At 69.0% G+C, this 23929-nt stretch carries 22 protein-coding genes; 16 read left to right on the forward strand and 6 right to left on the reverse strand.

Going from position 1 to position 23929, the window contains the following annotated elements:
• Positions 1-53: 53 nt before the first annotated feature.
• Genes QTI45_RS02485 through QTI45_RS02495 form a run of 3 tightly spaced genes read left to right on the forward strand, consistent with a single transcriptional unit; the run spans position 54 to position 3982 of the window.
• On the forward strand, positions 54-1844 hold the full coding sequence (locus tag QTI45_RS02485; protein ID WP_286653393.1) for an acyl-CoA dehydrogenase: 1791 nt from the start codon (positions 54-56) through the stop codon (positions 1842-1844).
• 34 nt (positions 1845-1878) lie between these two features.
• On the forward strand, positions 1879-2841 hold the full coding sequence (locus tag QTI45_RS02490; RefSeq protein WP_286367176.1) for an NAD(P)H-dependent flavin oxidoreductase: 963 nt from the start codon (positions 1879-1881) through the stop codon (positions 2839-2841).
• 34 nt (positions 2842-2875) lie between these two features.
• A complete protein-coding gene (locus tag QTI45_RS02495; protein WP_286367177.1) occupies positions 2876-3982 on the forward strand; it encodes an acyltransferase family protein in 1107 nt (368 codons plus the stop codon).
• Here QTI45_RS02495 and QTI45_RS02500 read toward each other — a convergent pair.
• Positions 3979-5040, reverse strand: a complete 1062-nt coding sequence (locus QTI45_RS02500; protein WP_286653394.1) for a glycosyltransferase family 4 protein — start codon at positions 5038-5040, stop codon at positions 3979-3981. The two genes, QTI45_RS02495 and QTI45_RS02500, sit on opposite strands and share 4 nt — an antisense overlap.
• Positions 5041-5143: 103 nt before the next feature.
• Between QTI45_RS02500 and cydD the strand changes: the two genes are divergently transcribed.
• Genes cydD through cydX form a run of 5 tightly spaced genes read left to right on the forward strand, consistent with a single transcriptional unit; the run spans position 5144 to position 11449 of the window.
• The gene (gene cydD, locus QTI45_RS02505; RefSeq protein ID WP_286653395.1) at positions 5144-6805 is read left to right on the forward strand and encodes a thiol reductant ABC exporter subunit CydD; all 1662 of its coding nucleotides are present in this window, start codon (positions 5144-5146) and stop codon (positions 6803-6805) included.
• Positions 6802-8508 carry an amino acid ABC transporter ATP-binding/permease protein gene (locus QTI45_RS02510; protein WP_286653396.1) on the forward strand — a complete coding sequence of 569 codons (1707 nt, stop codon included), beginning with the start codon at positions 6802-6804 and terminating at the stop codon, positions 8506-8508. Before cydD ends, QTI45_RS02510 begins: the two co-directional genes overlap by 4 nt.
• A gap of 33 nt (positions 8509-8541) precedes the next feature.
• Positions 8542-10149, forward strand: a complete 1608-nt coding sequence (locus tag QTI45_RS02515) for a cytochrome ubiquinol oxidase subunit I (protein WP_286367181.1) — start codon at positions 8542-8544, stop codon at positions 10147-10149.
• A 2-nt stretch (positions 10150-10151) separates the two neighbouring features.
• Entirely contained in the window at positions 10152-11306 is a 1155-nt protein-coding gene (cydB, locus tag QTI45_RS02520) for a cytochrome d ubiquinol oxidase subunit II (protein ID WP_286653397.1), read from the forward strand.
• 20 nt (positions 11307-11326) lie between these two features.
• Positions 11327-11449: a cytochrome bd-I oxidase subunit CydX gene (cydX, locus tag QTI45_RS02525; RefSeq protein ID WP_286367183.1), complete on the forward strand. Its 123-nt coding sequence runs from the start codon at positions 11327-11329 to the stop codon at positions 11447-11449.
• 12 nt (positions 11450-11461) lie between these two features.
• On the opposite strand, the gene QTI45_RS02530 is transcribed toward cydX, so the two are convergent.
• Together QTI45_RS02530 and QTI45_RS02535 are read right to left on the reverse strand one after the other, a co-directional pair.
• Positions 11462-12028: a GbsR/MarR family transcriptional regulator gene (locus QTI45_RS02530; protein ID WP_286367184.1), complete on the reverse strand. Its 567-nt coding sequence runs from the start codon at positions 12026-12028 to the stop codon at positions 11462-11464.
• 50 nt (positions 12029-12078) lie between these two features.
• Positions 12079-12501, reverse strand: coding sequence for a cupin domain-containing protein (locus tag QTI45_RS02535; protein WP_286367185.1), 423 nt, complete (start codon positions 12499-12501; stop codon positions 12079-12081).
• A 104-nt stretch (positions 12502-12605) separates the two neighbouring features.
• Here QTI45_RS02535 and QTI45_RS02540 point away from each other — a divergent pair, with 104 nt between their 5' ends.
• The 3 genes from QTI45_RS02540 (at position 12606) to QTI45_RS02550 (ending at position 15447) form a co-directional block, all read left to right on the forward strand.
• Positions 12606-13025: an ArsR/SmtB family transcription factor gene (locus tag QTI45_RS02540; RefSeq protein ID WP_286653398.1), complete on the forward strand. Its 420-nt coding sequence runs from the start codon at positions 12606-12608 to the stop codon at positions 13023-13025.
• Positions 13026-13150: 125 nt separating this feature from the next.
• Complete coding sequence (aroC, locus tag QTI45_RS02545) at positions 13151-14272, forward strand: chorismate synthase (protein WP_286367187.1); 1122 nt, start codon at positions 13151-13153, stop codon at positions 14270-14272.
• On the forward strand, positions 14272-15447 hold the full coding sequence (locus QTI45_RS02550; RefSeq protein ID WP_286653399.1) for an MFS transporter: 1176 nt from the start codon (positions 14272-14274) through the stop codon (positions 15445-15447). Before aroC ends, QTI45_RS02550 begins: the two co-directional genes overlap by 1 nt.
• 55 nt (positions 15448-15502) lie before the next feature.
• Here QTI45_RS02550 and QTI45_RS02555 read toward each other — a convergent pair whose 3' ends face one another.
• Together QTI45_RS02555 and QTI45_RS02560 are read right to left on the reverse strand one after the other, a co-directional pair.
• On the reverse strand, positions 15503-16429 hold the full coding sequence (locus QTI45_RS02555; protein ID WP_286653400.1) for a carbohydrate kinase family protein: 927 nt from the start codon (positions 16427-16429) through the stop codon (positions 15503-15505).
• Between the two features lie 167 nt (positions 16430-16596).
• Positions 16597-17376 (reverse strand): IclR family transcriptional regulator domain-containing protein, encoded by a 780-nt coding sequence (locus QTI45_RS02560; RefSeq protein ID WP_286367190.1) that lies wholly within the window; start codon positions 17374-17376, stop codon positions 16597-16599.
• Between the two features lie 165 nt (positions 17377-17541).
• Between QTI45_RS02560 and QTI45_RS02565 the strand changes: the two genes are divergently transcribed.
• Entirely contained in the window at positions 17542-18951 is a 1410-nt protein-coding gene (locus QTI45_RS02565; RefSeq protein ID WP_286367191.1) for an MFS transporter, read from the forward strand.
• A gap of 23 nt (positions 18952-18974) precedes the next feature.
• Here the strand turns inward: QTI45_RS02565 and QTI45_RS02570 are convergent, their stop codons facing one another.
• Positions 18975-19760, reverse strand: a complete 786-nt coding sequence (locus tag QTI45_RS02570) for an IclR family transcriptional regulator domain-containing protein (protein WP_286653401.1) — start codon at positions 19758-19760, stop codon at positions 18975-18977.
• Positions 19761-19926: 166 nt separating this feature from the next.
• On the opposite strand from QTI45_RS02570, the gene QTI45_RS02575 reads away from it, so the two are divergent.
• The 4 genes from QTI45_RS02575 to QTI45_RS02590 all read left to right on the forward strand — a co-directional run bounded on the left by QTI45_RS02575 (position 19927) and on the right by QTI45_RS02590 (position 23916).
• Complete coding sequence (locus QTI45_RS02575) at positions 19927-20850, forward strand: shikimate dehydrogenase family protein (protein ID WP_286653402.1); 924 nt, start codon at positions 19927-19929, stop codon at positions 20848-20850.
• Between the two features lie 29 nt (positions 20851-20879).
• Entirely contained in the window at positions 20880-21767 is an 888-nt protein-coding gene (locus QTI45_RS02580) for a sugar phosphate isomerase/epimerase family protein (RefSeq protein WP_286367194.1), read from the forward strand.
• Positions 21764-22597, forward strand: a complete 834-nt coding sequence (locus QTI45_RS02585; protein WP_286653403.1) for a shikimate dehydrogenase family protein — start codon at positions 21764-21766, stop codon at positions 22595-22597. The genes QTI45_RS02580 and QTI45_RS02585 overlap by 4 nt, the downstream gene beginning before the upstream one ends.
• Before the next feature lie 128 nt (positions 22598-22725).
• Positions 22726-23916, forward strand: a complete 1191-nt coding sequence (locus QTI45_RS02590; protein ID WP_286653404.1) for a lyase family protein — start codon at positions 22726-22728, stop codon at positions 23914-23916.
• The last annotated feature ends 13 nt before the right edge of the window (positions 23917-23929 follow it).

Raw genomic sequence — 23929 nt, forward strand, 5'->3', positions numbered from 1 at the left:
TGCCCTTTTTTTCACATCGGTTGGTATTCGGCCCAAGGCCGCAGGAGACATCGATGAGCTATATCGCCCCCCTCAAAGACATGCTGTTCGACATCGAGCACCTCGCGAACATCGCGCAGGTGGCGCAGATGCCGGGCCTCGAGGACGCGGGCCTCGAAACCGCGCAGGCGGTGCTCGAGGAATGCGCGCGCTTCAACCAGGACGTGATCGCGCCGCTGAACGTGGCGGGCGATCGCGAGCCTTCGTCGTTCAAGGACGGCAAGGTGACGACCACGCCGGGCTTCAAGGAAGCCTTCGCACAGTACGTGAGCGGTGGCTGGCAGGGCCTGCAGCATCCGGCGGACTTCGGCGGCCAGGGCCTGCCCAAGACCATCGGCGCGGCCTGCGGCGAGATGCTCAACTCGGCCAACATGAGTTTTGCGCTGTGCCCGCTGCTGACCGACGGCGCCACCGAGGCCTTGCTGACGGCCGGCTCCGACGAACTCAAGGCGATCTATCTCGAGAAGCTGGTGAGCGGCCAATGGACCGGCACCATGAACCTGACCGAGCCGCAGGCCGGCAGCGACCTCGCGATGGTGCGCAGCCGTGCCGAGCCGCAGGCCGACGGCAGCTACAAGGTGTTCGGCACCAAGATCTTCATCACCTATGGCGAGCACGACATGGCCGAGAACATCGTCCATCTGGTGCTGGCCCGCGTCACGGGCGCGCCCGAGGGCGTGAAGGGCATCAGCCTGTTCGTGGTGCCGAAGTTCATGGTGAACAAGGACGGCTCGCTGGGTGAGCGCAACGACGTGCATTGCGTGAGCATCGAGCACAAGCTGGGCATCAAGGCCTCGCCGACGGCCGTCCTCCAGTATGGCGACCACGGTGGCGCGATCGGCTACCTCGTGGGCCAGGAGAACCGCGGCCTCGAGTACATGTTCATCATGATGAACTCGGCACGCTATGCGGTGGGCATGCAAGGCATCGCGATTGCCGAGCGCGCCTACCAGCACGCCGTGGCCTACGCCAAGGACCGGGTGCAGAGCCGGCCCGTGGACGGCTCCATCAACGCCAGCGCGCCGATCATCCATCACCCCGATGTGAAGCGCATGCTGATGACGATGCGTGCCTACACCGAAGGCTGCCGCGCGATGGCGACGGTGGCCGCGGCCGCCTACGACGCGGCCCACCATCACCCCGACGCCGAGACGCGCAAGCAGAACCAGGCCTTCTACGAATTCATGGTGCCGCTGGTCAAGGGCTACAGCACCGAGATGAGCCTGGAGGTGGCCTCGCTCGGCGTGCAGGTGCATGGCGGCATGGGCTTCATCGAGGAGACCGGTGCGGCGCAGTACCTGCGCGACGCCAAGATCCTGACCATCTACGAAGGCACGACCGCGATCCAGGCCAACGATCTGGTGGGCCGCAAGACGGCGCGCGACGGCGGCCAGACTGCCAAGGCGATCGCCGCCCAGATCGAGAAGACCGAAGCCGAACTCGCCAAGCGCGACAGCGCCGACGCCCGCGCGGTCGCGAAGAAGCTCAAGGCCGCGCGCGAAGCCTTCGTGGACGTGGTCGGCTTCGTCGCCGGCCAGACCAAGGCGTCGCCGAACGCGGTGTTCGCGGGCAGCGTGCCCTACCTGATGCTGGCGGGCAACGTGGTGGTGGGCTGGCAGCTCGCCCGCTCGCTGCTGGTCGCCGAGGACCTCGCGAAGGCCGGCACCGACCTCGCCTTCATGAAGGCCAAGATCGCCACGGCGCGCTTCTATGCCGAGCACATCCTGAACAAGGCGCCGGCCATCCGCGACAGCATCGTCGAGGGCGCCGACAGCGTCACGGCGCTCGCACTCGAATCCTTCTAAAAACCAGATCTCATCATCGAATCCCGGAGACTCCATGTCCAAGCTGCCGCCCGTGCTCGCCAACCTTCCCCTGCCCATCATCGGCTCGCCCCTGTTCATCATCAGCAATCCCAAGCTGGTGATCGCCCAGTGCAAGGCCGGCGTGGTCGGCTCGATGCCGGCGCTCAATGCGCGGCCGGCCGCGCAACTCGAGGAGTGGCTGATCGAGATCACCGAGGAACTGGCCGCCTACAACAAGGCCAACCCCGACAAGCCGGCCGCGCCCTTCGCGATCAACCAGATCGTGCACAAGAGCAATGACCGGCTCGAACACGACATGGCGATGGTCGTGAAGTACAAGGTGCCGATCGTGATCACCTCGCTCGGTGCGCGCACCGACGTCAACGAAGCGGTCCACAGCTACGGTGGCGTGACCTTGCACGACATCATCAACAACACCTTCGCGAAGAAGGCGATCGAGAAGGGCGCCGACGGCCTGATCGCGGTCGCGGCGGGAGCGGGCGGCCATGCCGGGGTCAAGAGCCCGTTCGCGCTGGTCCAGGAGATCCGCCAGTGGTTCGACGGTCCGCTCGCGCTCTCGGGCTCGATCGCCAACGGCAGTGCGGTGCTCGCCGCGCAGGCCATGGGTGCCGACTTCGCCTACATCGGCACGGCCTTCATCGCCACCGAGGAGGCGCGTGCCAGCGACGAGTACAAGCAGGCGATCGTCGAAGGCAGCTCCGACGACATCGTCTACTCGAATCTGTTCACCGGCGTGCACGGCAACTACCTCGCGCCCAGCATCGTGGCCGCCGGCATGGACCCGGCCAACCTGCCCGAAGGCGACCTCAAGACCATGAACTTCGGCGGCGGCGAGGGCAGCAAGGCCAAGGCCTGGAAGGACATCTGGGGCTCGGGCCAGGGCATCGGCGCGGTGACCGAAGTCGCGTCCGCCGCGGCCTTCGTCGAGAAACTGAAGCGCGAGTACTTCGACGCCCGCCGACGTCTCGCCCTTTAAGCCCATGGCCCTTCGCGGGACTGCGGCGGGCCGCATGCCGCTGCTCGATGCGGTCAAGGGCGCGGCCTGTGCACTGATCGTCGGCCACCACCTCGCGCGCTATGGCCCGCTGCAGGAAGGCGCATCCTCGCTGGCACCGGCGCTGTTCGACTGGCTGGCCAACGAAGGCCGGCTCGCGGTGCAGGTGTTCCTCGTGCTGGCCGGCTTCCTGGCCGCCGGAAGCCTGGCGCCCGACGGCGTGCTGCGGGTCGACCGGCCGCTGGCGCGGATCGGCCAGCGCTACGGCCGGCTGGTCATGCCTTACCTGGTGGCGTTGAGCTTCAGCGTGCTGGTGGCCGCGCTGGCCCGGCCCTGGCTCGATGGCGACACGGTGCCGGCCGCACCCGGCCTGGCGCAGCTGCTCGCGCACGGTCTGCTGCTCCAGGACCTGCTGGGCTTCGACGCACTGTCGACCGGCGTCTGGTACGTGGCGATCGACTTCCAGCTCTTCGTGCTGGCGCTGGCGGCGATCGGCCTGTCGGAGCTGTTGCAGCGGCGCTGGTCGCTCGACCCCGGGCGCTCGCGGTGGCTGGTCGCGGGGCTGGTGCTGGCGCTGGTCGTGGCCTCGCTCGCGGTTTTCAACCGCCGCCAGGAACTCGACGCCACGGCGATCTATTTCTTCGGTTCCTACGGCCTGGGCATGCTGGTCTTCTGGATCGGGCGCGCCACCCGCGACAGCACCTGGCGCTACGCGATGCTGATGCTGGTCATGGTCGGCGCCGCCGCGCTGGCACTCGAATGGCGCAGCCGCATCGCGATCGCGCTGGTCACGGCGCTGGCGGTGGCCGTCGCGCAGCATCGCCATCGGCTCGCGCCCGAGGCCTGGCCCCGCATCGGCGCGCCGCTGGTGCAGCTGGGCCGCATCTCGTATTCGCTCTTCCTGATCCACTTCCCGGTGCTGATGCTGGTCAGTGCGGCGATGACCTGGCTGTTGCCGGCGACGCCGTGGATCGACCTGGCAGGCCTGCTGGCGACCTTCGCCCTGTCGATAGCGGCCGCCGCGCTGCTGTATCGCTGGGTCGAGTCGCGGCCCGCCACCTGGCGTGCGGTGCTGGGGCTGTTCGCGGGCCTGCTGGCCTGCGGCCTGCTCGTTTCCGGCTAGCGCTGGCGGCTTCGCCGGTACGCCGCGGCATAGCCGAGTCCGAGCACCTTCGATGAATTGAGCTGCTGGTGAAACGAGAAGAAGCGCCGGCCTTCCTCGGCCACCGCTTCAGGATCGGCGAACCAGCTCGCCAGCGCGCCTGACAGGGCGACGGCATCGCCGTAGGGCAGCCCGTTCGGCAGTGTCCGGTCGGGCGGCAGGCAGTCGCGCGAGCCATCGACATCGGTCAGCAGCGAAGCACGGCCAGCGGCAGCCGCCTCGATCGTCACGATCCCCTGGCCCTCGATCGAACTGACGAGGATGGCGAAGAGCGATCGCGCATATTCGCTGCGCACATCGGCCACATAGCCGCGGAAGACCACCCGGTCGGCGATCCCTAGCTTGCGGCACTTCTCTTCGAGCGCGGCGCGCAGCGGCCCCTCGCCGACCAGCACCAGTTCGGCATCGATGCCGCGGTCACGCAGCAGGGCCCAGGCGTCGATCAGCGTGTCATGGCCCTTCACCGGCACGAATCGGGCGACGCATACGGCTCGCTTGCGCACGGCGGCGATGTCGATGGCCGGAGGTTGCTCGGGAAACGGCGTGGGATTGCCGAGCACCTCCACGTCGCGCGTGCGCGTCGTTGCCACGATGTTTTGCTTGACCGAGTCGGTCACTGCGATGGCGCGGCGCGGACTGAACAGCCAGAAGGCGGGCGAGAAGCCGTAGGTGAGGTTGCCCGAATAGAGGACGGGGCGGCGCAGCAACGGGCTCAGAACGGTCAGCACCATCGACAGCCGCCGGTGGTGGACGTGGATCAGATCGATGCCGCGCTCGTCCAGCAGGCGCTTCAGGCGCATCACGCTGCGCCAGAAGACCCCGGGATGACCGGACATCAGGCCCAGGTGCTCGATGCGGCCGGGCGGAATCCAGGACAGGTCCTCTTCTTCGTCGCCGTAGCGGCAGCTGACGAAATGGTTCTCTATGCCGCAGGGCTGAACCGCCTCGTGGATCCGGCGTATCGCCATCGTGACCCCGCTGCTGCGGTAATAGTTGGGGTTGATCACGCAGATATTCATGGGCTTCTGGTAGCTTAACAACCCGCGGCTCTGCAGCCGGGGCGTCGCTGCCGTATGATTCTCCAGTTTTCAGTAAATACTGAAATTACAGCAAATCAAATACGTGAATCCTTCCGCCTCGTCTTTCGCCAGCCTGGTCCAGGGCTCCGCCGCGCTGCTCTGGCTGCCGCAGGCAGCCTTGCTGGCGTGGGCGATCCAGCGGCTCGGCGAGGGATCGGGCCTGGCCGCCGTGATGTGGCCGGCGGCCGGCATCCTGCTGCTGGGATTGCTGCGCGCGGCCGCCGAGGCCTGGGGCGCCCGCCGCGTCTATGCGCAGGCGCGCACCCGGCTGTCCGACCTGCGAGCCCGGGTCGCGGCCGCGCTGGCGGCCCGCTCGCCGCTGGACAGCGCGCGGCCGGCTTCGGGCCTGGCCGCCAGCGTGATCGCCGAGCAGGCCGAGGCGCTGGTGCCTTATCTGGTGCGCTACGCTCCGGCGCGTTGGCGGGCGATGGTCGTTCCCGTGGTCATCGTCGCCGTGGTGGCCTGCCTGTCCTGGGTGGCGGCCGCCGTGCTGCTGGTCGCCGCGCCGCTGATCCCGATCTTCATGGCCATCGTGGGCTGGCGGGCGAAGGCCGCCAGCGAGGCGCAGATGGTCGAGTTGGGAGGCATGAACGGTTTCCTGCTCGATCGCCTGCGCGGCCTGGCGACCCTGCGATCGCTCGGTGCGGTCGATGCGACCGCACGTCGACTCGGCGAAGCGGCCCAGTCGCTGCGGTCCCGCACGATGACGGTGCTGCGCATCGCCTTTCTCTCGTCCGCCGTGCTCGAACTGTTCTCGGCGCTGGGGGTCGCGATGGTGGCCGTGTATGTCGGCTTCCATCTGCTGGGCACCCTGGGCTTCGGCACCTGGGGCCATACGCTGAGCCTGGGCGAGGGGCTGTTCATCCTGCTGCTGGCGCCGGCCTTCTTCGAGCCCTTGCGCGAGCTGTCTTCGGTCTGGCACGACCGCGCAGCCGGCGAGGCCGCGCTGGCATCGCTCGAGCGCTTGAGCGAGGATGGTGTCGCGCTTCCCGGGGCGTCGGCGGCGGACGCGCAGGCCGTGTCGCCCGCCGCTGTTGCCGCAGCTGGCGCGCCCGCGGTCAGGGTGCGCGGCCTGTGCTTCGCGCACGCCGGCGAAGACGCCTTCTTCGAGAACTACGAATTGCGCGTGGCCGCCGGCGAGCACGTGGCGCTGATGGGCCCGAGCGGCTCGGGCAAGACGGCGCTGCTGAGCCTGATCGCCGGGCTGGTACCGGCCCGGCGCGGAGAGATCCTGGTCGGCGGCGTGCACCTGACCGATGACTCGGTCGCCGCGCTGCGCACGCGGATGGCATGGATGGGGCAGAAGCCGCACGTCTTCGCGGCTTCGGTGCAGGACAACGTGGCGCTGGGGCGGGACGGCGTGCGGGCGGCGCAGGTGCAAGCCGCGATCCGCTTCGCGGCGCTCGACGGCGTGGCCCAGGCGCGGCCTGGAATCGCGCTCGGGGAGGGCGGGGGCGGCCTGTCGGGCGGCGAGGCCGTGCGGCTGGCGCTGGCGCGCGTGGCGGCGCATCCCGATGCCGACCTGCTGCTGGTCGATGAACCGACCGCGCACCTGGACAGCGAGACGGCGGAGCGGGTCGCCGATGCCCTGATGCAGCTGGCGCGCGGCAAGACGCTCATCGCCGCCACCCACGACCCGGTGCTGGCGGCCCGCATGGACCGCGTGATCCGGCTCGACGGGCTGCCGGCGAGGGAGGCCGCATGAGGGTCTGGCGCGATGTCCGGCCGGTGCTCGACGCCTTCCGCGAGGCGCAGCCACGCCGACTGGCGCTGGGTGCCGGGCTGGCCGCGCTGACGGTGCTGATGGGCATGGCCTTGCTGGGCCTCTCGGGCTGGTTCATCACCGCCACCGCGCTGGCCGGGCTGCAGGCCGCGACGGCAATGCGCTTCGATGTCTTCATGCCGTCGGCGGGCATACGGCTGCTGGCGCTGGGCCGCACCGGTGCGCGCTACGCCGAGCGGCTGGTCACCCACGATGCCACTTTCGGCGTGCTGGCCGCGCTGCGCGAGCGCCTGTTCCGCGGCTGGGCCCGGCCCGACGCGGCGCGCCGGCTGCTGGACCGGCCGGCCCGGCTGCTGTTCCGCCTGACGGCCGACATCGACGCGCTCGAGTCCTTCTACCTGCGGCTGCTGGTGCCGGCCGGCGCGGCGCTTGGCGCGGCGCTGCTCGCGGGCATCGTGCTCGGCGCCATGAACGCCTGGATGGGCGCCGCGCTGGCGCTCTGGCTGGTCGTCGCGGGCTGGGGCATCGCACTGGCCGTTGCCGCTCGGGCCCGGCCGGCGGCCGTGCGCCGCGCGCATGCGATCGAGGCCCTTCGTTCCCGCGCCGCCGACCTGGTGGCGGGGCAGACCGAACTCGTGATGGCCGGCAGGATCGATGCGCAGCGGGCCGCCCTGGCAGCCGCCGACCGCCATCTCGCGGCGGCGGACCACGTCCTCAATCGGCTCGAAGCGCATTCCGGCATGGCCTACGGCTGCGCCGGAACCTTGACCCTGGTCGCGGTGCTGCTGGCGGTTGCCGCGCTGGTGGGCGAGGGCGCGATCGGCGCGCCGGCCGCCGCGCTGGCACTGCTGGTGGCACTCACCGCGATCGAGCCCTTCTCCGCCTTGCGCCGCGGTGCGCTCGAGGCGGGCCGCGCCTGGCTGGCGGCGCGGCGACTGGCGCCCCGCCTCTCGGAGCAGGCGCCCGCAGCATCGGCGGACGCTGCCGTGCCGGCGGCAGCGCCGGACTGCGGCCCGGTGCTTCGCCTGCGGGATGTCGCCGTGGCGCATCCTGGCAACGGCGTGGCGGTGCTGCACGGCATCTCGATGGCGCTCGCGGCCGGCGAGCGGGTCGCGCTCGTCGGGCCCAGCGGCGCCGGCAAGTCGACGCTGCTGGCGGTGGTTGCAGGCGAACTGGCGGCCGTCTGCGGCGAGGTCCGCAGCGCGCCGCACTGCCTGCTGACGCAGCGCACCGAACTGTTCCAGGACAGCCTGCGCGACAACCTGCGCCTGGCCGCTCCGTCGGCCGACGATGCCCGGCTCTGGAGCGCGCTGCAGGCCTCGGGCCTCGCGCAGGAAGTGCGCGCGATGGCCGCCGGCCTCGACACCGCGCTGGGCGAGGGCGGCCTGGGCCTGTCCGGCGGGCAGTCGCGCCGGCTGGCGCTGGCACGACTGCTGCTGCGCGATGTGCCGATCTGGCTGCTGGACGAACCGACCGAAGCATTGGACACTGCGACGGCCCACGATGTGTTGCAGCGCCTCGACGCCGAGGCGGCGGGCCGCACGCTGCTGATCGCGACCCACCTGCGGCGCGAGGCCGCGCTGGCGGACCGCCTGCTCTCGATGCGGGACGGCCGGATCTCGGCCGACCTGCGGCGCGGCACGGCGGCTTTCGATGCGGCACTGAAGGCGCTGCGCCCGGACTGAGAACGACCGACGACAAGAACACGAAAGGAACCCATGGACCTCGACATCGTTGCCCTCTCACGATTGCAGTTCGCCCTGACGGCGCTGTATCACTTCCTGTTCGTCCCGCTGACCATCGGCCTGGCCGTGATCCTCGCGATCATGGAGACGGTCTATGTGATGACCGGCCGCACCATCTGGCGCGACATGACCAAGTTCTGGGGCGTGCTCTTCGGCATCAACTTCGCGATGGGCGTGGCCACCGGCATCGTGATGGAGTTCCAGTTCGGCATGAACTGGAGCTACTACAGCCACTACGTGGGCGACGTCTTCGGCGCGCCGCTGGCGATCGAAGGCCTCATGGCCTTCTTCCTCGAAGCCAGCTTCGTCGGCCTGTTCTTCTTCGGCTGGGACAAGCTGTCGAAGGTGGCGCACCTGATCGTCACCTGGCTGGTCGCGATCGGCTCCAACTTCTCGGCGCTGTGGATCCTGATCGCCAACGGCTGGATGCAGAACCCGGTGGGCGCGGCCTTCAATCCGCAGACCATGCGCATGGAGGTGACCGACTTCGCCGCCGTGCTGACCAACCCGGTGGCGCAGGCCAAGTTCGTCCACACCGTGTCGGCCGGCTACACGGTGGCGGCGATCTTCGTGCTCGGCGTCTCGGCCTGGTACGTGCTGAAGGGTCGCCACCTGCAGCTGGCGAAGCGCTCGATGACGGTCGCCGCCTCCTTCGGCCTCGCGGCATCGCTGTCGGTGGTGCTGCTCGGCGACGAGAGCGGCTATCTCTCCACCGAGCACCAGAAGATGAAGGTCGCGGCGATCGAGGCGATGTGGAAGACCGAGCCCGCGCCGGCCGCGTTCACCGCCTTCGGCTTCCCGGACCAGCGCACCCGCGAGACGCACTTCGCGGTCCACATCCCGATGCTGCTGGGCCTCATCGGCACGCGCTCGCTGACCACCGAGATTCCCGGCATCGACGACCTGGTGCACCGGGCGGAGCTGAACATCCGCGTCGGCGTCTCCGCCTACGACGCGCTGCAGAAGATCCGCGAGGCCGGCAGCACGGACGCGATTCCCGAATCGGCCAAGACCATCTTCGAGGAGAACGGCCATGCGCTGGGCTATGCGCTGCTGCTCAAGCGCTATGTCGACGACCCGCGCAAGGCCACGCCCGAACAGATCGCCCAGGCCGCGCTCGACACCGTGCCGCCGGTGTGGCAGCTCTACTGGTCGTTCCGCATCATGGTCGGCCTGGGCATGTTCTTCATCCTGCTCACGGCGACCTTCTTCGTGCTGTCGGCGCGCCGAAGGCTCGACGCCCACCCATGGCTGCTGAAGGTTGCGGTGTTCTCCATTCCGCTGCCCTGGGTGGCTGCCGAGATGGGCTGGATCGTGGCCGAGCTCGGCCGCCAGCCCTGGGTCATCGAAGGCGTGCTGCCGACCGCGGTGGCGGTCTCCAACCTCGGCGCCGCGACCGTGCTCGGGACCATCGTCGCCTTCACGGCGATCTACACGGTGCTGTTCGTGATCGAGATGAAGCTGATGCTGAAGGCGATCCGAAAGGGGCCGACCGAGGATCCGGCGCCGCCCCCGGCCGCCTATCGCGCCAGTGCCGGTCCTGAAATCGCGGGCCTTCCGCGCAGCTCGCTGGGAGCCTGACCATGATTCTTCACACACTGCTTTCCTACGAAGTCCTGCGTGTCATCTGGTGGCTGCTGCTCGGCGTGCTGCTGATCGGTTTCGCGGTCATGGACGGCTTCGATCTCGGCGCCGGCATGCTGCTGCCCTTCGCGGGCCGCAACGACCTCGAGCGCCGCGTCATCATCAACAGCGTCGGCCCGGTCTGGGAGGGCAACCAGGTCTGGCTGATCCTCGGGGGCGGTGCGATCTTCGCGGCCTGGCCGCAGCTCTATGCGGTGTCGTTCTCGGGCTTCTACATCGCGATGTTCGCGATCCTGGTGGCCCTGATCCTGCGGCCCGTGGCCTTCAAGTTCCGCAGCAAGCGCGACGATCCGGCCTGGCGCGCGCGCTGGGACTGGACGCTGTTCATCGGTGGATTCGTGCCGTCGCTGATCTTCGGTGTCGCGATGGGCAACGTGCTGCGCGGCGTGCCGTTCCGCTTCGGCCCCGACATGCACATCTTCTACGACGGCACCTTCTTCGGCCTGCTCAACCCGTTCTCGCTGCTGTGCGGCCTGGTGTCGGTGGCGATGCTCGCGATGCACGGGGCCGCCTGGCTGCAGCTCAAGACGCAGGGCGCCGTGGCCGATCGGGCGCGCCTCTATGGCAGCCTGGCCGCGGTGGCGACCATCGTTCTCTACGCGCTGGCAGGGGTGATGCTGTGGTATTTCGTCGATGGCTATCGCGTCACCAGCACGCTGCCTGCCGACGGGCCGTCGAACCCGATGCTGAAGACGGTCGAAGTCCATTCGAGCGCCTGGTTCACCAACTATCAGGCGCAGCCGTGGTTGTACCTCGTGCCGGGCCTGGGCCTGGTCGGCGCGTTGCTGGCGCTGGTCGGGATGCGCGCGCGGGCCGAACTGACGACGCTGCTGGCGAGCGCCTTGTCGATCGCCGGCATCATCCTGAGCGTCGGCGTCTCGATGTTCCCGTTCATCCTTCCTTCGTCGATCGAGCCTCGTGCCAGCCTCACGGTGTTCGACTCGTCGTCGAGCCACCTGACGTTGTTCATCATGCTGGTGGTCACCGCCATCTTCATACCGATCATCGTGGCCTACACGAGCTGGGTCTACAGCGTGCTGCGCGGCAAGGTCGACGCCGCCGCGATCAGCGATGACCGCGGTCACGCCTATTAACTGCGATTGGGGATTACGACATGTGGTACTTCGCCTGGATCCTGGGACTGCCGCTCGCCGCGACCTTCGCGGTGCTGAATGCGATGTGGTACGAGCTGATGGACGACGAGGCCATCCGGCACGACAAGCTCGACAAGCCCTGAGGCCGCGAGGCCTCAGGCCTTCTTGTCCTTGGCGCCTGTCAGCCGGTCCTTGAGGCCCAGCACCTTGGTCACCGTCGCGCCCATGCCCATGAGCTGCATCGCGGTTTCGGGGGCCAGGCGCTGCACGTCGTCGAACCATTTCATGAGCCGGTCGATGAGGTCGTGCATCTCGCGCATGCGCTGCTGGGCATGGCGTTCGGCATCGGTCTGGGGTTCTTCGAGCAGCGCCATGCGCAGCATCGACAGCGTCGGCTCGATCTCGCGCCGGCGGCGCTCCTCGGCCAGCACGCGGAAGATCTCCCAGACATCGGCAGGCGCCTCGAAGTACTCGCGCCGGTCGCCGGGGTGATGGCGCAGCCGCACCAGCCGCCAGGCCTGCAGCTCCTTCAGGCCCATGCTCACGTTGGAACGCGAGAACTCGAGCATCTCGGCGATCTCGTCGGCATTCAGCGCGCGCTCGGAGATGAAGATCAGCGCATAGATCTGGCCGACCGTGCGGTTGATGCCCCATTTGCTGCCCATCTCACCGAAATGGGCGACGAATTCACGGCTGAGGGCGGGCAGGCTGTCTTTGGGCATCGGCCGATTTTCAGGCCGAATTGCTGAAGTTTCAAGAAGTACTGAAATGCCTATTTCCAGGGCGTTGGCGGCGGCACCTCGGCGGCTGGCTCGACGTCGACGCTTTTGAAGTCGGCCGGCGAGACGATCTCCAGATACTCCATGTCCGGCGAGTAGTCGAACAGGTAGTGGCGGATGCCCGGCCGCTGATGGACCACGTCGCCGGCAGCCACCAAGGTCTCTTGGTCCTCGTACATGAAACGGGCCCAGCCCTTGAGCATGTAGACGATCTGGAAATCCGCCTCGTGCCGGTGCCAGCCGGTGCCCGTTTCCGGTGCCATGTTCGCCTTGACGAGGTGCGCGATCACGCGGCCGTTGGTTGCGTCCGCGACGCCGAGATCGCGGTACAGGAAGAAATCGCGCAATCCGCCGGAGACATAGTCGGTGTCGCCGGGTTTGACATGGGAGAACTTCGTATCGGTACGGTCCAGCATGGGCGTGCTCCTTCGCAGCGGTAGGGATGCTGCGCCGCAGCACGCATAAACCATTCCCGGTGCGTGGCTTGACAAGCGGGTGGCCGGCTTCGAAACTCAACCATATGGTTCACTCTGACGCTGCGGCCCTCGATGCCGTCTTTTCGGCGCTGTCCGATGCCACGCGGCGCGACGTGCTCGAACGGCTCGGGCAGGGTGGCGGTCTCACGGTCAGCGAACTGGCGCAGCCCCACGGCATGTCGCTCACCGGCTTCATGAAGCACCTGCGCGTGCTCGAGCAGGCCGGCCTGGTGTCGCGCACGAAGGAGGGCCGCATCGTGCGCTGCGAACTGTCGCCCGCGCCGATGCAGGAGGCCGCCGTGTGGTTGTCGCGCTACGAGAAATTCTGGTCCGGGCGCCTCGATGCGCTGGCGCGACTCCTGTACCACCAGGAGCAGACCGGAGCCCCTCGTTCAGCCTCCGGCGGCGGCTCCACCCCGCCTCCGCCAAGGAGCGGAGGACCTGGAGCGGGCCGCAGACGCTGAAGCAGGGCTTCGGCCCTGTCGTGCGGCGGCCCTTCATCTTGATCCAGCCGCTCGCGGCCGGACGCCGGAAGGTCACTGTTCGCGATCGGCCGGGCCGCTGCGACTTTGTTGGGATAATCGCCCGCATGAGCGGCAACACCTTCGGCACCCTTTTCGCGGTCACCAACTTCGGCGAATCCCACGGCCCTGCGATCGGATGCGTCATCGACGGCTGCCCGCCCGGCATGGCTCTCTCCGAGGCCGACATCCAGGGCGACCTCGACCGCCGCCGCCCCGGCACCAGCCGCCACGTGACCCAGCGCAACGAGCCCGACGCGGTGCAGATCCTCAGCGGCGTGTACGAAGGCAAGACCACCGGCACGCCGATCGCGCTGCTGATCCAGAACACCGACCAGCGCAGCAAGGACTACGGCCAGATCGCCCAGCAGTTCCGTCCCGGCCATGCCGACTTCACCTACTGGAAGAAGTACGGCATCCGCGACCCGCGCGGCGGCGGCCGTTCCTCGGCCCGCCTGACCGCCCCCATGGTGGCGGCCGGCGCGGTCGCCAAGAAGTGGCTGTTCGAGAAGTACGGCACCCGCTTTCGCGGCTGCATGGCGCAGATCGGCGACATCGCCATCCCGTTCGAAGGCTGGGAGCACGTGCCGAACAATCCCTTCTTTGCGCCGGTGGCCGACGTCACGCAGCTCGAGGCCTACATGGATGCGCTGCGCAAGGCCGGCGACTCCTGCGGCGCCCGCATCCGGGTCACGGCATCGGGCGTGCCGGTCGGTCTGGGCGAGCCGCTGTTCGACAAGATGGACGCCGACATCGCCTGGGCGATGATGGGCATCAATGCGGTCAAGGGCGTCGAGATCGGCGCCGGCTTCGGGAGCGTGACCCAGCGCGGCACCACGCATGGCGACTCGATCACGCCGCAAGGCTTCGAGAGCAACAATTCGGGCGGCGTGCTCGGCGGCATCAGCACGGGCCAAGACCTCGAGGTCAGCATCGCGATCAAGCCGACCAGCTCGATCATCAGCCCGCGCCAATCGATCGACGTCAACAATCAGCCGGTCGAGGTCGTGACCAAGGGCCGGCACGACCCCTGCGTCGGCATCCGGGCGACGCCGATCGCCGAGGCGATGCTGGCGCTGGTCGTGATGGAGCATGCGCTGCGCAATCGCGCGCAGTGCGGTGACGTGAACGCGCCCGACCTGCCGGCCGGCGGCACGGAGCATCCTTCGCCGCAGGCGTCGTTCCTGTAGTGTCGGCACCGCCCGCCGCTGCGGGCCGCGGCCACCTGTTGGCCTTCGCGGCGCTGTCCGCGAGCTACTTCGCCCACATCGGCTTCTTCAATCCGTACCTCCCCCTGTGGCTCAAGGACCTCGGGCTGCCGATCTTCGTCATCAGCCTGCTGACCTCGGTGCAGTCGGTGACCCGGGTCTTCGCGCCCTATGCCTGGGGCGCTTTGAGCGACCACACGGGCGAGCGCGTCAAACTGCTTCGCTTCAGCGCCGCGGTGGCGCTGGTCTCTTCGTTCGGCCTCTGGTGGAACGGCGGCCCCTGGTGGCTGATGCTCGTGCTGCTCCTGATGTTCACGCACACCAGCTCGATGATGTCGCTGACCGAGGCCGCGATGGCGCATCTCGTGGCCGGCGACTGGGGCCGCTACGGCCGCATCCGGCTCTGGGGCTCGGCGGGCTTCCTGGTCACCGTCTTCTTCGCCGGCGAATGGTTCGAGCGCTTCGGCATGCGGCACTTTCCGGCCTGGGCCGGCGGCACGCTTGCGATCGTGCTGATCGCGACGCTGCGGCTGCCCGACGTGCGCGAGCCCGCAGCGCATCGCACCGGGCCCAAGGAGCCGGTCGGTCCGGTGCTGCGCATCCCGGCGGTGCGCTGGTTCTTCGTGTCGCTGTTCTTCCACGTGATGGCGCACTTCGCGGTCTATGGCTTCCTGTCGCTCTACCTGGATTCGCTGGGCTATGGCAAGGGAACGATCGGCCTTCTGTGGGCGCTGTCGGTGGTGGCCGAGATCGTCTGGTTCTTTCTTCAGGGGCGGCTGCTCGGGCTCATGTCGATGCCGCGCTGGCTGCTGCTGTGCGGCTTCGCGGCGGTGCTGCGCATGGGCATCACGGCCGGCTGCGGCCAATGGGTCTGGGCGCTGGTGATCGCGCAGGCACTGCACGCGCTGTCCTTCGCGGCCCATCACACCACCTGCATCGCGATGGTGTCGCGTCACTTCCCGGGCCGGCTGCGCGGGCGCGGCCAGGCCCTGTTCACCGTCATCGGCTACGGCTTCGGCGGCGTGCTCGGCGTGCTGGCCGGCGGCGCGATCGCGCAGCACTTCGGCTATGTCGCGATGTTCGGCGTGGCGACCGCGGTGGCGGCGATAGCGAGCGGCTGCGCGTGGCGGGCGCAGCGGCTGGAAACAGCGGATTGACCGTTGTGGCCGGGCTGGCCGACTGCCTGCCGTCCACGCCGATGCCGGCCCCGGCTCAGTCGAGCTCGGCCCGCCGCGGCATGTCCGCCCCGCGGCGCGAGCAGGTGATGGCCGCGGCCTTCGCCGCGAAGCCGAGCAGGGCGCCCAGGTCTTCGCGGTCCAGCCCCGCAAGCGCCTCGGGCGTCAGTGCCTCGTGTTCGTCGAGCCAGGTCAGCAGCGCGGCCTGGAAGGTGTCTCCGGCACCGACCGTGTCGATCACCTTCACCTGGGGTGTCGGCACGTCCGCCTGCGCGGCGCGCGTCCAGGCGCTGGCGCCGTGGCCGCCGCGGGTGACGGCGACCAGCACCGCGCCCTGCGCCAGCCAGCGTGCCGCGACCCGCTCGGGCGTCTCGTCCGGATACAGCAGGCTCAGGTCTTCGTCGCTGACCTTGACCAGGTGCGCGATCGATGCCATCTGCTCGACCAGTGCGCGCCAGTGCTTCACATCGGGTTCGACATTGAGCCGCACGTTCGGGTCGTAGGCGATCAGGCGGCGCTCGCGTTCGCGCGTGGCCAGTGCCCGCAGGGCGCTGCCGACCGGCTCGACCGCCAACGCGTACGAGCCGAACTGCAGCACCCGCACCGCCGGCGGCAGCGCCGGCAGCGTGTCCTGCGTCAGCTGCCGATCGGCGGCGCCGGTGCCATGGAAGGCATAGCGGGGGACGCCGCGGGCATCGACGCTGACCACGCTGAGCGTACTGGGCGCGTCGCTGCGCACTACCAGCGAGGTGTCGACGCCTTCGGCCGCGAGCGAGGCCAGCAGCCGTTCGCCGAAGGCGTCGGTCGACAGGCCGGCGAGGAAGGCCGCCGGCCGCCCGAGCCGGGCCAGGCCCTGGGCCACGTTGAGCGGCGAGCCGCCGATGCGGGCATCGAGTGCGAGGCCGGTGGGCGTGGCTTCGCCCGTGTAGACATCCATCAGGGCTTCGCCGCAGACCACGAACATGTCGATCCTTGAATAGTTGGGTTGACTGACGGCGAGATTACAGCGCGCCGCCGACTCCGACCAGCGTGCCGACGATGCATGTGCCAGAGATACCGCGGAACTGACTCCGCCAGGCCGCTGATATCGCCCCCTGGAGGGGGCGGCGCCGCAGGCGCGGCGGGGGTGTTTCAGATAATCGGCCGCAGCGATTCCGCTACCTCGCGCAACACGGGCAGCAGCTTGTCGACCAACTGGTTGTCCGGGTAGGCCTGCCGCTGCACGGTCACGCTGAGCGCGTACTGCGAATGGCCCTTGCGGTCCTTGAGCGGCAGCGCCAGGCCACTGAGGCCGAAGTCCAGGTACTGGTCCGCGTGCGCGTAGCCGAGCCGGCGCGCCGCCTCCACGTTGTCGCGGAAGCGATCCGGATCGGCCACCGTGAAGCCGGTGAAGCTCGCGAAGTCGTGCGCCGCGAGCCAGGTGTCGAGCGCGGCGTCGTCGAAGGTCGACAGCAGCGCAGGACCCTGCGACACCACGTGCGCCGGCGCCCGCGCCCCCGGATGGAATCCGATCGAGACCAGCCGCGGCGAATTGCTGCGCGACAGATACACCACATCGTGGCCATCCAGCGTGCCGACGTTGAGGGTCTCGCCGCACTGCATCGATGCCCGCTGGATGAAAGGCTGGGCGATGCGCGGCACCCGCGCCACCTCCATGAAGGCCTGGCCCAGCCGCAGCACGCGCGGCAGCAGCCAGTAGTACTTGCCGTCGGTCGCGGCGTAGCCGTAATGCACCAGGCTCAGCAGGTAGCGGCGGGCCGCGGTGCGGGTCAGCAGGGCGCGTTCGCCTGCCTCGGTGGCGGTCAGGCGCGGGCGGTCCTCGGAAAATGCCTCGATCACGCGAAGCCCTTTTCCGAGGCCTTCGATCAGGAGTTTGCGGTCGATGGGGGGTGATTCGTCGCTAGGATTCATGACTGGGGGAAACCCTGTTTTCGATCACGGAGTGTTCGGGTGCGATCAATCATCGCTCGCAACGAGCGGTTGCGGCGTTGTGGACAACCCTGAGGCGGTCCACAGTCACCCCCCTCGGCAAGCGAGATCCACCCGAACCCCCCAGCTGAACCCAAGGAGAGACAAATGAGCACCGCGAAGGACCACGAGCCTCAAGGCAGGCACCAGTCGAGGAAGGCCGCCGCCAGCGGCTGGATTGGCTCGGCACTGGAGTACTACGACTTCTTCATCTACGCCACGGCGGCGTCGCTGATCTTCCCGCAGATCTTCTTTCCCACCGGCAATCCGCGGATCGCGATCATCGCCTCGCTCGCCACCTATGGCGTCGGCTACGTGGCGCGGCCGATCGGCGCCTTCGTGCTCGGCCACTGGGGCGACACGCGCGGGCGCAAGCACGTGCTGCTGGTGTGCATGTTCCTGATGGGCTTCTCGACCATCGCGGTCGGCCTGCTGCCGACCTACAGCCAGGTCGGCCTGCTGGCCCCGGCGCTGCTGGTGGTGCTGCGCCTGATCCAGGGCTTCGCGGTGGCGGGCGAGATCGCCGGCGCCAGCTCGATGATCCTCGAGCACGCGCCCTTCGGCCGCCGCGGCTTCTTCGCCAGCTTCAGCCTGCAGGGCGTGCAGGCCGGCCAGATCATGGCGGCCGCGGTGTTCCTGCCGCTGGCGCACTTCATGCCCGAGGATGCCTTCCTGTCGTGGGGCTGGCGCATCCCGTTCCTGCTGAGCTTCGTCGTGATCGTGGCCGGCTACATCATCCGCCGCGAGGTCGACGAGACGCCGGCCTTCGCCGAGGTCGACAGCCAGAACGCGCTGCCGAAGGCGCCGATCATCCAGGCCATCACGAACAGCTGGCGCGACATGCTGCGCGTGATCTGCGCTGCGCTGATGAACGTGATCCCGGTGGTGGCCACCGTGTTCGGCGCCGCCTACGCGGTGCAGCCGGCCTATGGCATCGGCTTCCAGAAGGACATCTACCTGTGGATCCCGGTGCTCGGCAACATCCTGGCCGTGATCGTGATTCCCTTTGTCGGCAACCTGTCGGACAAGGTCGGGCGCAAGCCGCCGATCGTGATCGGTGCGCTCGGCGCGGGCCTGCTGTCCTTCGGCTATCTCTACGCCATCAGCATCCACAACGTGCCGCTGGCGATCGGCATGTCGCTGCTGATGTGGGGCGTGGTCTACCAGGGCTACAACGCGGTCTTCCCGAGCTTCTATCCGGAGCTGTTCCCGACCCGCACGCGCTGCTCGGCGATGGCGATCTCGCAGAATCTCGGCACCACTGTCACCGCCATGCTGCCGGCGCTGTTCGTTGCCGTGGCGCCCCCGGGCTCGGCCAACATCCCGCTGACCATCGGCGCGCTGACCTTCGGCATCACGATCGTCTCGGCCCTTGCGGTGCTGAGCGCGCGCGAAACCTATCGCGTCCACATGAACGACCTCGGCAACCCGGACGCGGTGCCGGTTCCGAAGCCGGAGTACGAACGCCTGCGCGCCAAGACCCTGGCCGACGCCAGGCTGGCGCGGGCCGCCGCCTGAAGTCGAGCGGCGGTCGGTGCTGGCTATATCAATGCGCGCATGGCCTGGGCGGTTTCGCGCAGCACGGGCAGCACGCGCGCCACGGCATCCTCGCTGCTTTCGTGACCCATCGGCATCGTGATGTTGAGCGCGCCCACCAGTTCGCCGTGGCGGTCGCGCAGCGGCACCGCGATGCCGCGCGAATTGAGGTCCAGCTGCTGCTCCGACAGCGCCCAGCCCTGGGCCCGGATGCGCGCCAGCTCCAGCTTCATGCGCTCCTTGCTGGCGATGGTGTGCGGCGTGTAGACCGCGAGGTCGTGGGTCTCCAGCCAGTGCGCCCGCTCCTCGTCGCCGCGCAGCGCCAGCATCAGCATGCCCGAGGCCGTGACCTGCGCCGGCACGCGGGCACCCAGGACGTAGCCGGTGCTCATGCTGCGGTTGGGGCCGTTGCGCGCGATGTAGACCACCTCGTCGCCGTCCATCACGCTGAGGTAGGCGATCTCGTGCGTGCCGGCGGCCACGCGTTGCAGGAAGGGCTGGACGATGCGCGGCAGCCGCGCCGACTCGAGGTAGGACTGGCCGAGCCGCAGCACCCGCGGCGTGAGCCAGAACAGCTTGCCGTCGCCGGCCACGTAGCCCATGTGCTGCAAGGTCAGCAGGTAGCGCCGGGCTGCGGTGCGGGTCATGCCGGTGCGCTGGCCGGCCTCGCTGGCGGTCATGCGCGGATGGGCATCGTCGAAGGCCTCGATGACGGCCACGCCGCGCTCCAGTCCGGCGATCCAGTCGCGCTTGTCGAGGCCGGCCGGCGCGGATGCTTCTTCGATGGTCATGTGTCTCGGGGAAACCCTGAAAGTGTTCGATTATCGATCAAGGCTGCTCGATCATCGTGCCCTCGGAAGTTTCTTGGCGTTCTCTGCGGACGGATGCCGTCCTACATTAGCGCCGCTTCTTCGAAATCGCGCGATAGTCGAACAATTTGAAGCGAGACATCCACCCATGTTCCCCTCCATCGTCGGCAGCACCTCGGTCTATCTGCTTCCCGGAGACCCGGTCACCAACGTGCGCCTGCCGCGCATGTTCAACGCGGTCTTCGAGCGCTGCGGCATCGATGCCGTGATGGTGCCGGTGCAGGTCGCCAAGCGGGACCTCGCGGTCTTCGTCAAGGCCGCCTTCCTGGCCAGGAACGTGCGCGGCATGGCGATCGCGCCGCCGCACAAGCCGCTGCTGGTCGACCTGCTCGACGGCTGCGGCCTGTTCGGCCGCGTCGCCGGTTCGGTCAACGTGGTGCGGCGCATCGCCAACGGCGAACTCGAAGGCGACCTGTTCGACGGCGAGGGCCTGCTGGGTGCGCTCGACCACTACAACATCCCGTTCCGCGGCAAGCGCGTGCTGATCCTCGGCGCCGGCGTCAGCGCCGCGGCGATCGGGGTCGCGCTGGCCGAAGGCGGCACGGTCAACGGCGCCGAGCACATCGCCTTCCACGACATCGTGGCCGGCAAGGCAGCCGGCGTCGCGGCCCAGCTCGACGCCTTCTTCGACGCCACCACGGTCGCGGTCGACAGCAGCGATCCGGCCGGCTACGACCTGGTGGTCAATGCCACCTCGCTCGGGCTCAAGCCGGACGATGCGCTGCCGGTCGATGTCGCGCGCATGGAGCCGCATGCGGCGTTGTTCGACATCCTGCTGCGCAACCAGCCGACGCCGCTGGTGCGCGCCGCCCGCGCGCGCGGCCTCAACGCCCAGGCCGGCTTCGAGATGCTGGTGCAGCAGATGCCGCACTACTTCGAATTCTTCGGCCACCACGATGCCGCGCACACGCTGCGCAAGGACGCCGACTTCCTGCGCGAGCTGATCTATCCGGAAGCGATGGCGGGCGAGATCCGCCAGCCGCTGCGCTATCACTCGTCCAGCGTGGCCTGAACCCCGATCCTTCCTACATACGGACCACCATGGCCATCGCTCTAGACCGCTTCGGCTTCAACACCGTCACCATGGGCGGCGAGCTCGGCCACAAGCTCGAATGCATGAAGGCCGCGGGCTTCGCCGGCGTCGAGCTGTGGGCGCGCGACCTGATCAACCATCCCGCCGGGGTCGAGAAGGCGGCGCAGCTGGTGAAGCAGAGCGGGCTCAAGGTGACCGACTTCCAGCCTCTGCGCGACTTCGAATGCGCGCCCGATGCGATGCGTCCGCACCGGCTGGAGATGGCGCGCGAGCAGCTGCGCCAGATGTCGCTGGTCGACACCGACCTGCTGCTGTGCTGCTCGACCACCTCGCCGCTGGCGATCGATGACCCGGAGCGCGCCGCGGAAGACCTGCGCACCCTCGCCACGCTGGCCACCCCCTTGGGCATCCGCATCTGCTACGAGGCGCTCTCCTGGGGGCGGCACGTGAATCGCTGGCACCAGGCCTGGGACATCGTGCGCCGCTGCGACCGCGAGAACGTGGGCCTCAACCTCGACTTCTTCCACATGTCGGTACATGGCGACGACGGGGCCGAGATGCTCGCCCAGCTGGCCGAGGTGCCGGTCGAGAAGATCTTCCTGGTGCAGCTGGCCGACTACTTCTTCGAGTACAGCGACCGCCAGGCCGACATGATCGAGCTGGCGCGCCACCAGCGCCTGTTCCCGGGCGAAGGCCTGCACGACGTGCGCGACCTGGTGCAGCTGCTCGAGGACAAGGGCTACCGCGGCCACTACACCTTCGAGGTCTTCAACGACGACTACGTCAACTCCGACCCGATGGTCATCGGCCAGCGCGCGATGAAGAGCGCGCGCTGGATCAGCGAATCGCATGTGGCCGGCGCGAGGCCGGCCGACCCAAGGACCCCATCACCATGATTTCCGGCAAGACCACCCTGATCGCCCACCTGGGCTACCCGACCGAGAGCTTCAAGGCTCCGATGATCTACAACCCCTGGTTCGACCGCCAGGGCATCGACGCCGTGGTGATGCCGATGGGCGTCAAGGCCGAGGACTACGCGGGCGTGCTGGCCTCGCTGTTCAAGCTGACCAACATCCGCGGCGCGCTGGTCACGATGCCGCACAAGATCACGACCCTGTCGCTGGTCGACGAGGCGACGCCGACCGCGAAGATCGCCGGCGCCTGCAACGCGATCCTCAAGCGGCCCGACGGCACGCTGCTGGGCGACCAGTTCGACGGCGCGGGCTTCGTGCGCGGCGTGCAGCGCAAGGGCCGCGCGCTCGAGGGCGCGCGCGTGCTGGTGTCGGGCAGCGGCGGCGTCGGCTCCGCCATCGCCGCCTCGCTGGCGGCCGCCGGCGTCGCCGAGATGGCGCTCTACGACACCAGCACCGCCTCGTCGGAGGCGCTCGCCGGCCGCCTGCGCGCGCACTACCCGGGCCTGAAGGTCGGCACCGGCTCCAACGATCCGGCCGGCTTCGACCTGATCGTCAACGCCACGCCGCTGGGCATGAAGGAGGGCGATCCGCTGCCCTTCGACGTCGAGCGCATCGCGCCCTCGACCTTCGTCGGCGAAGTGGTCATGAAGAGCGAATACACGCCGCTGCTGCGTGCGGTGCGCGACAAGGGCTGCGCGGTGCAGGTCGGAACCGACATGCTGTTCGAGATGATTCCGGCCTACCTGGAATTCTTCGGTTTCGGCAGCGCGACGCCCGAAGACCTGCGCGCCGTGGCGACGCTGGCTTACTGAGACCTCGGGGGACAGACCAAGAAACCGCGAAGCGGTTTTTGCTCTGTCCTCGACTGACTAGATGAACCTTGCGGGACAGACCAAGAAACGGCGAAGCAGTTTTTGCTCTGTCCCCAACTGACCAGATCATGAGCCTCTTCGAAGGCGTCCTCTCCACCCCCGAGATGCTGAGCGTCTTCAGCGAGCGCAGCCTGGTCGATGCGATGCTGCGCTTCGAGGCCGCGCTGGCGCGCTCCCAGGCGCGGCTCGGGATCATCCCTGAATCGGCCGCCCAGTCGATCGCCGGCAGCTGCAAGGTCGAGCTGTTCGATGTCGCGAAGATGGTCCGCGACGGCGCGCGGGGCGGCAGCGTGGCAGCGCCATTGCTCCACGGCCTGAAGGAGGCGGTGGGGCTGTTCAACGCCGACGCGATGCCGTTCGTGCATTTCGGCATCGGTGACCAGGACCTGGTCGACACCGCGATGGCGCTGCTCACGCGCGAGGCGGTGGCGCTGGTCGAGGCGGATCTCGCGCAGTCGGTCCAGGCGCTGCTGCGGCTGGCGCAACGCCACGCCGAGACGCCAATGCTCGCCCGCACCTCGACCCAGCCGACCTCGGTCACCAGCTTCGGCCTCGTGTGCGCGGCCTGGGCGGCACCGCTGGCGCGCAGCCGCGGGCGGCTGGCCGAGGCCGCGCGCCGGGGACTGCAGGTGCAGCTCGGCGGCGCCGGCGGCACGCTGGACCGGATGCAGGGGCAGGGCGCCGCGCTGCGCCGCCAGCTGGCGGAAGCGCTCGGGCTGCGCGACCCCGGTGTCGCCTGGCACACCCAGCGCGACGAGTGGCTGGCGATCGGCTGCGAGCTGGGGCTGATGGTCGGCAGCCTGGGCATGCTCGCCAAGGACCTCCTGCTGCTGGGCCAGCACGAGATCGGCGAGGTCGCGGAGCCGGCCGAGTCCGGACGCGGCGAACGGCTGCCGCGGGCTTCGATGGTCGCGCTCGCGGCCGCCCAGCGCGCCCCGCAGCGCGTGGCGGCGCTGCTGGCCGCCATGCCGCAGGCGCACCCGGGCGCCCTGGGTGGCTGGCAGGCCGAGCTCGCCGAATGGCCGCAGCTGCTGCTGTCGGCGCACGGCAGCGTGCGTGCCCTGGCGGGAGCTTTGCCCGGCCTGCATGTGGATGCGGCGCGGATGCGTTCCAATATCCATCGTCTGCGCTCCGGGCTGCCGCGCGGGGCTGCCGCGGAAGGCTTCGACCCTGCGCTGGCCGAGACGGCCGGCGTGCTGGCGCTGGCGCAAGTGCTGGCCCTCCAGTCTCCACCCGACCTGTCCGACGACACACGATGATTCACGCCCCGAG

The sequence above is a fragment of the Variovorax saccharolyticus genome, assembly GCF_030316765.1.
Classification (GTDB): Bacteria; Pseudomonadota; Gammaproteobacteria; order Burkholderiales; family Burkholderiaceae_C; genus Variovorax; species Variovorax saccharolyticus.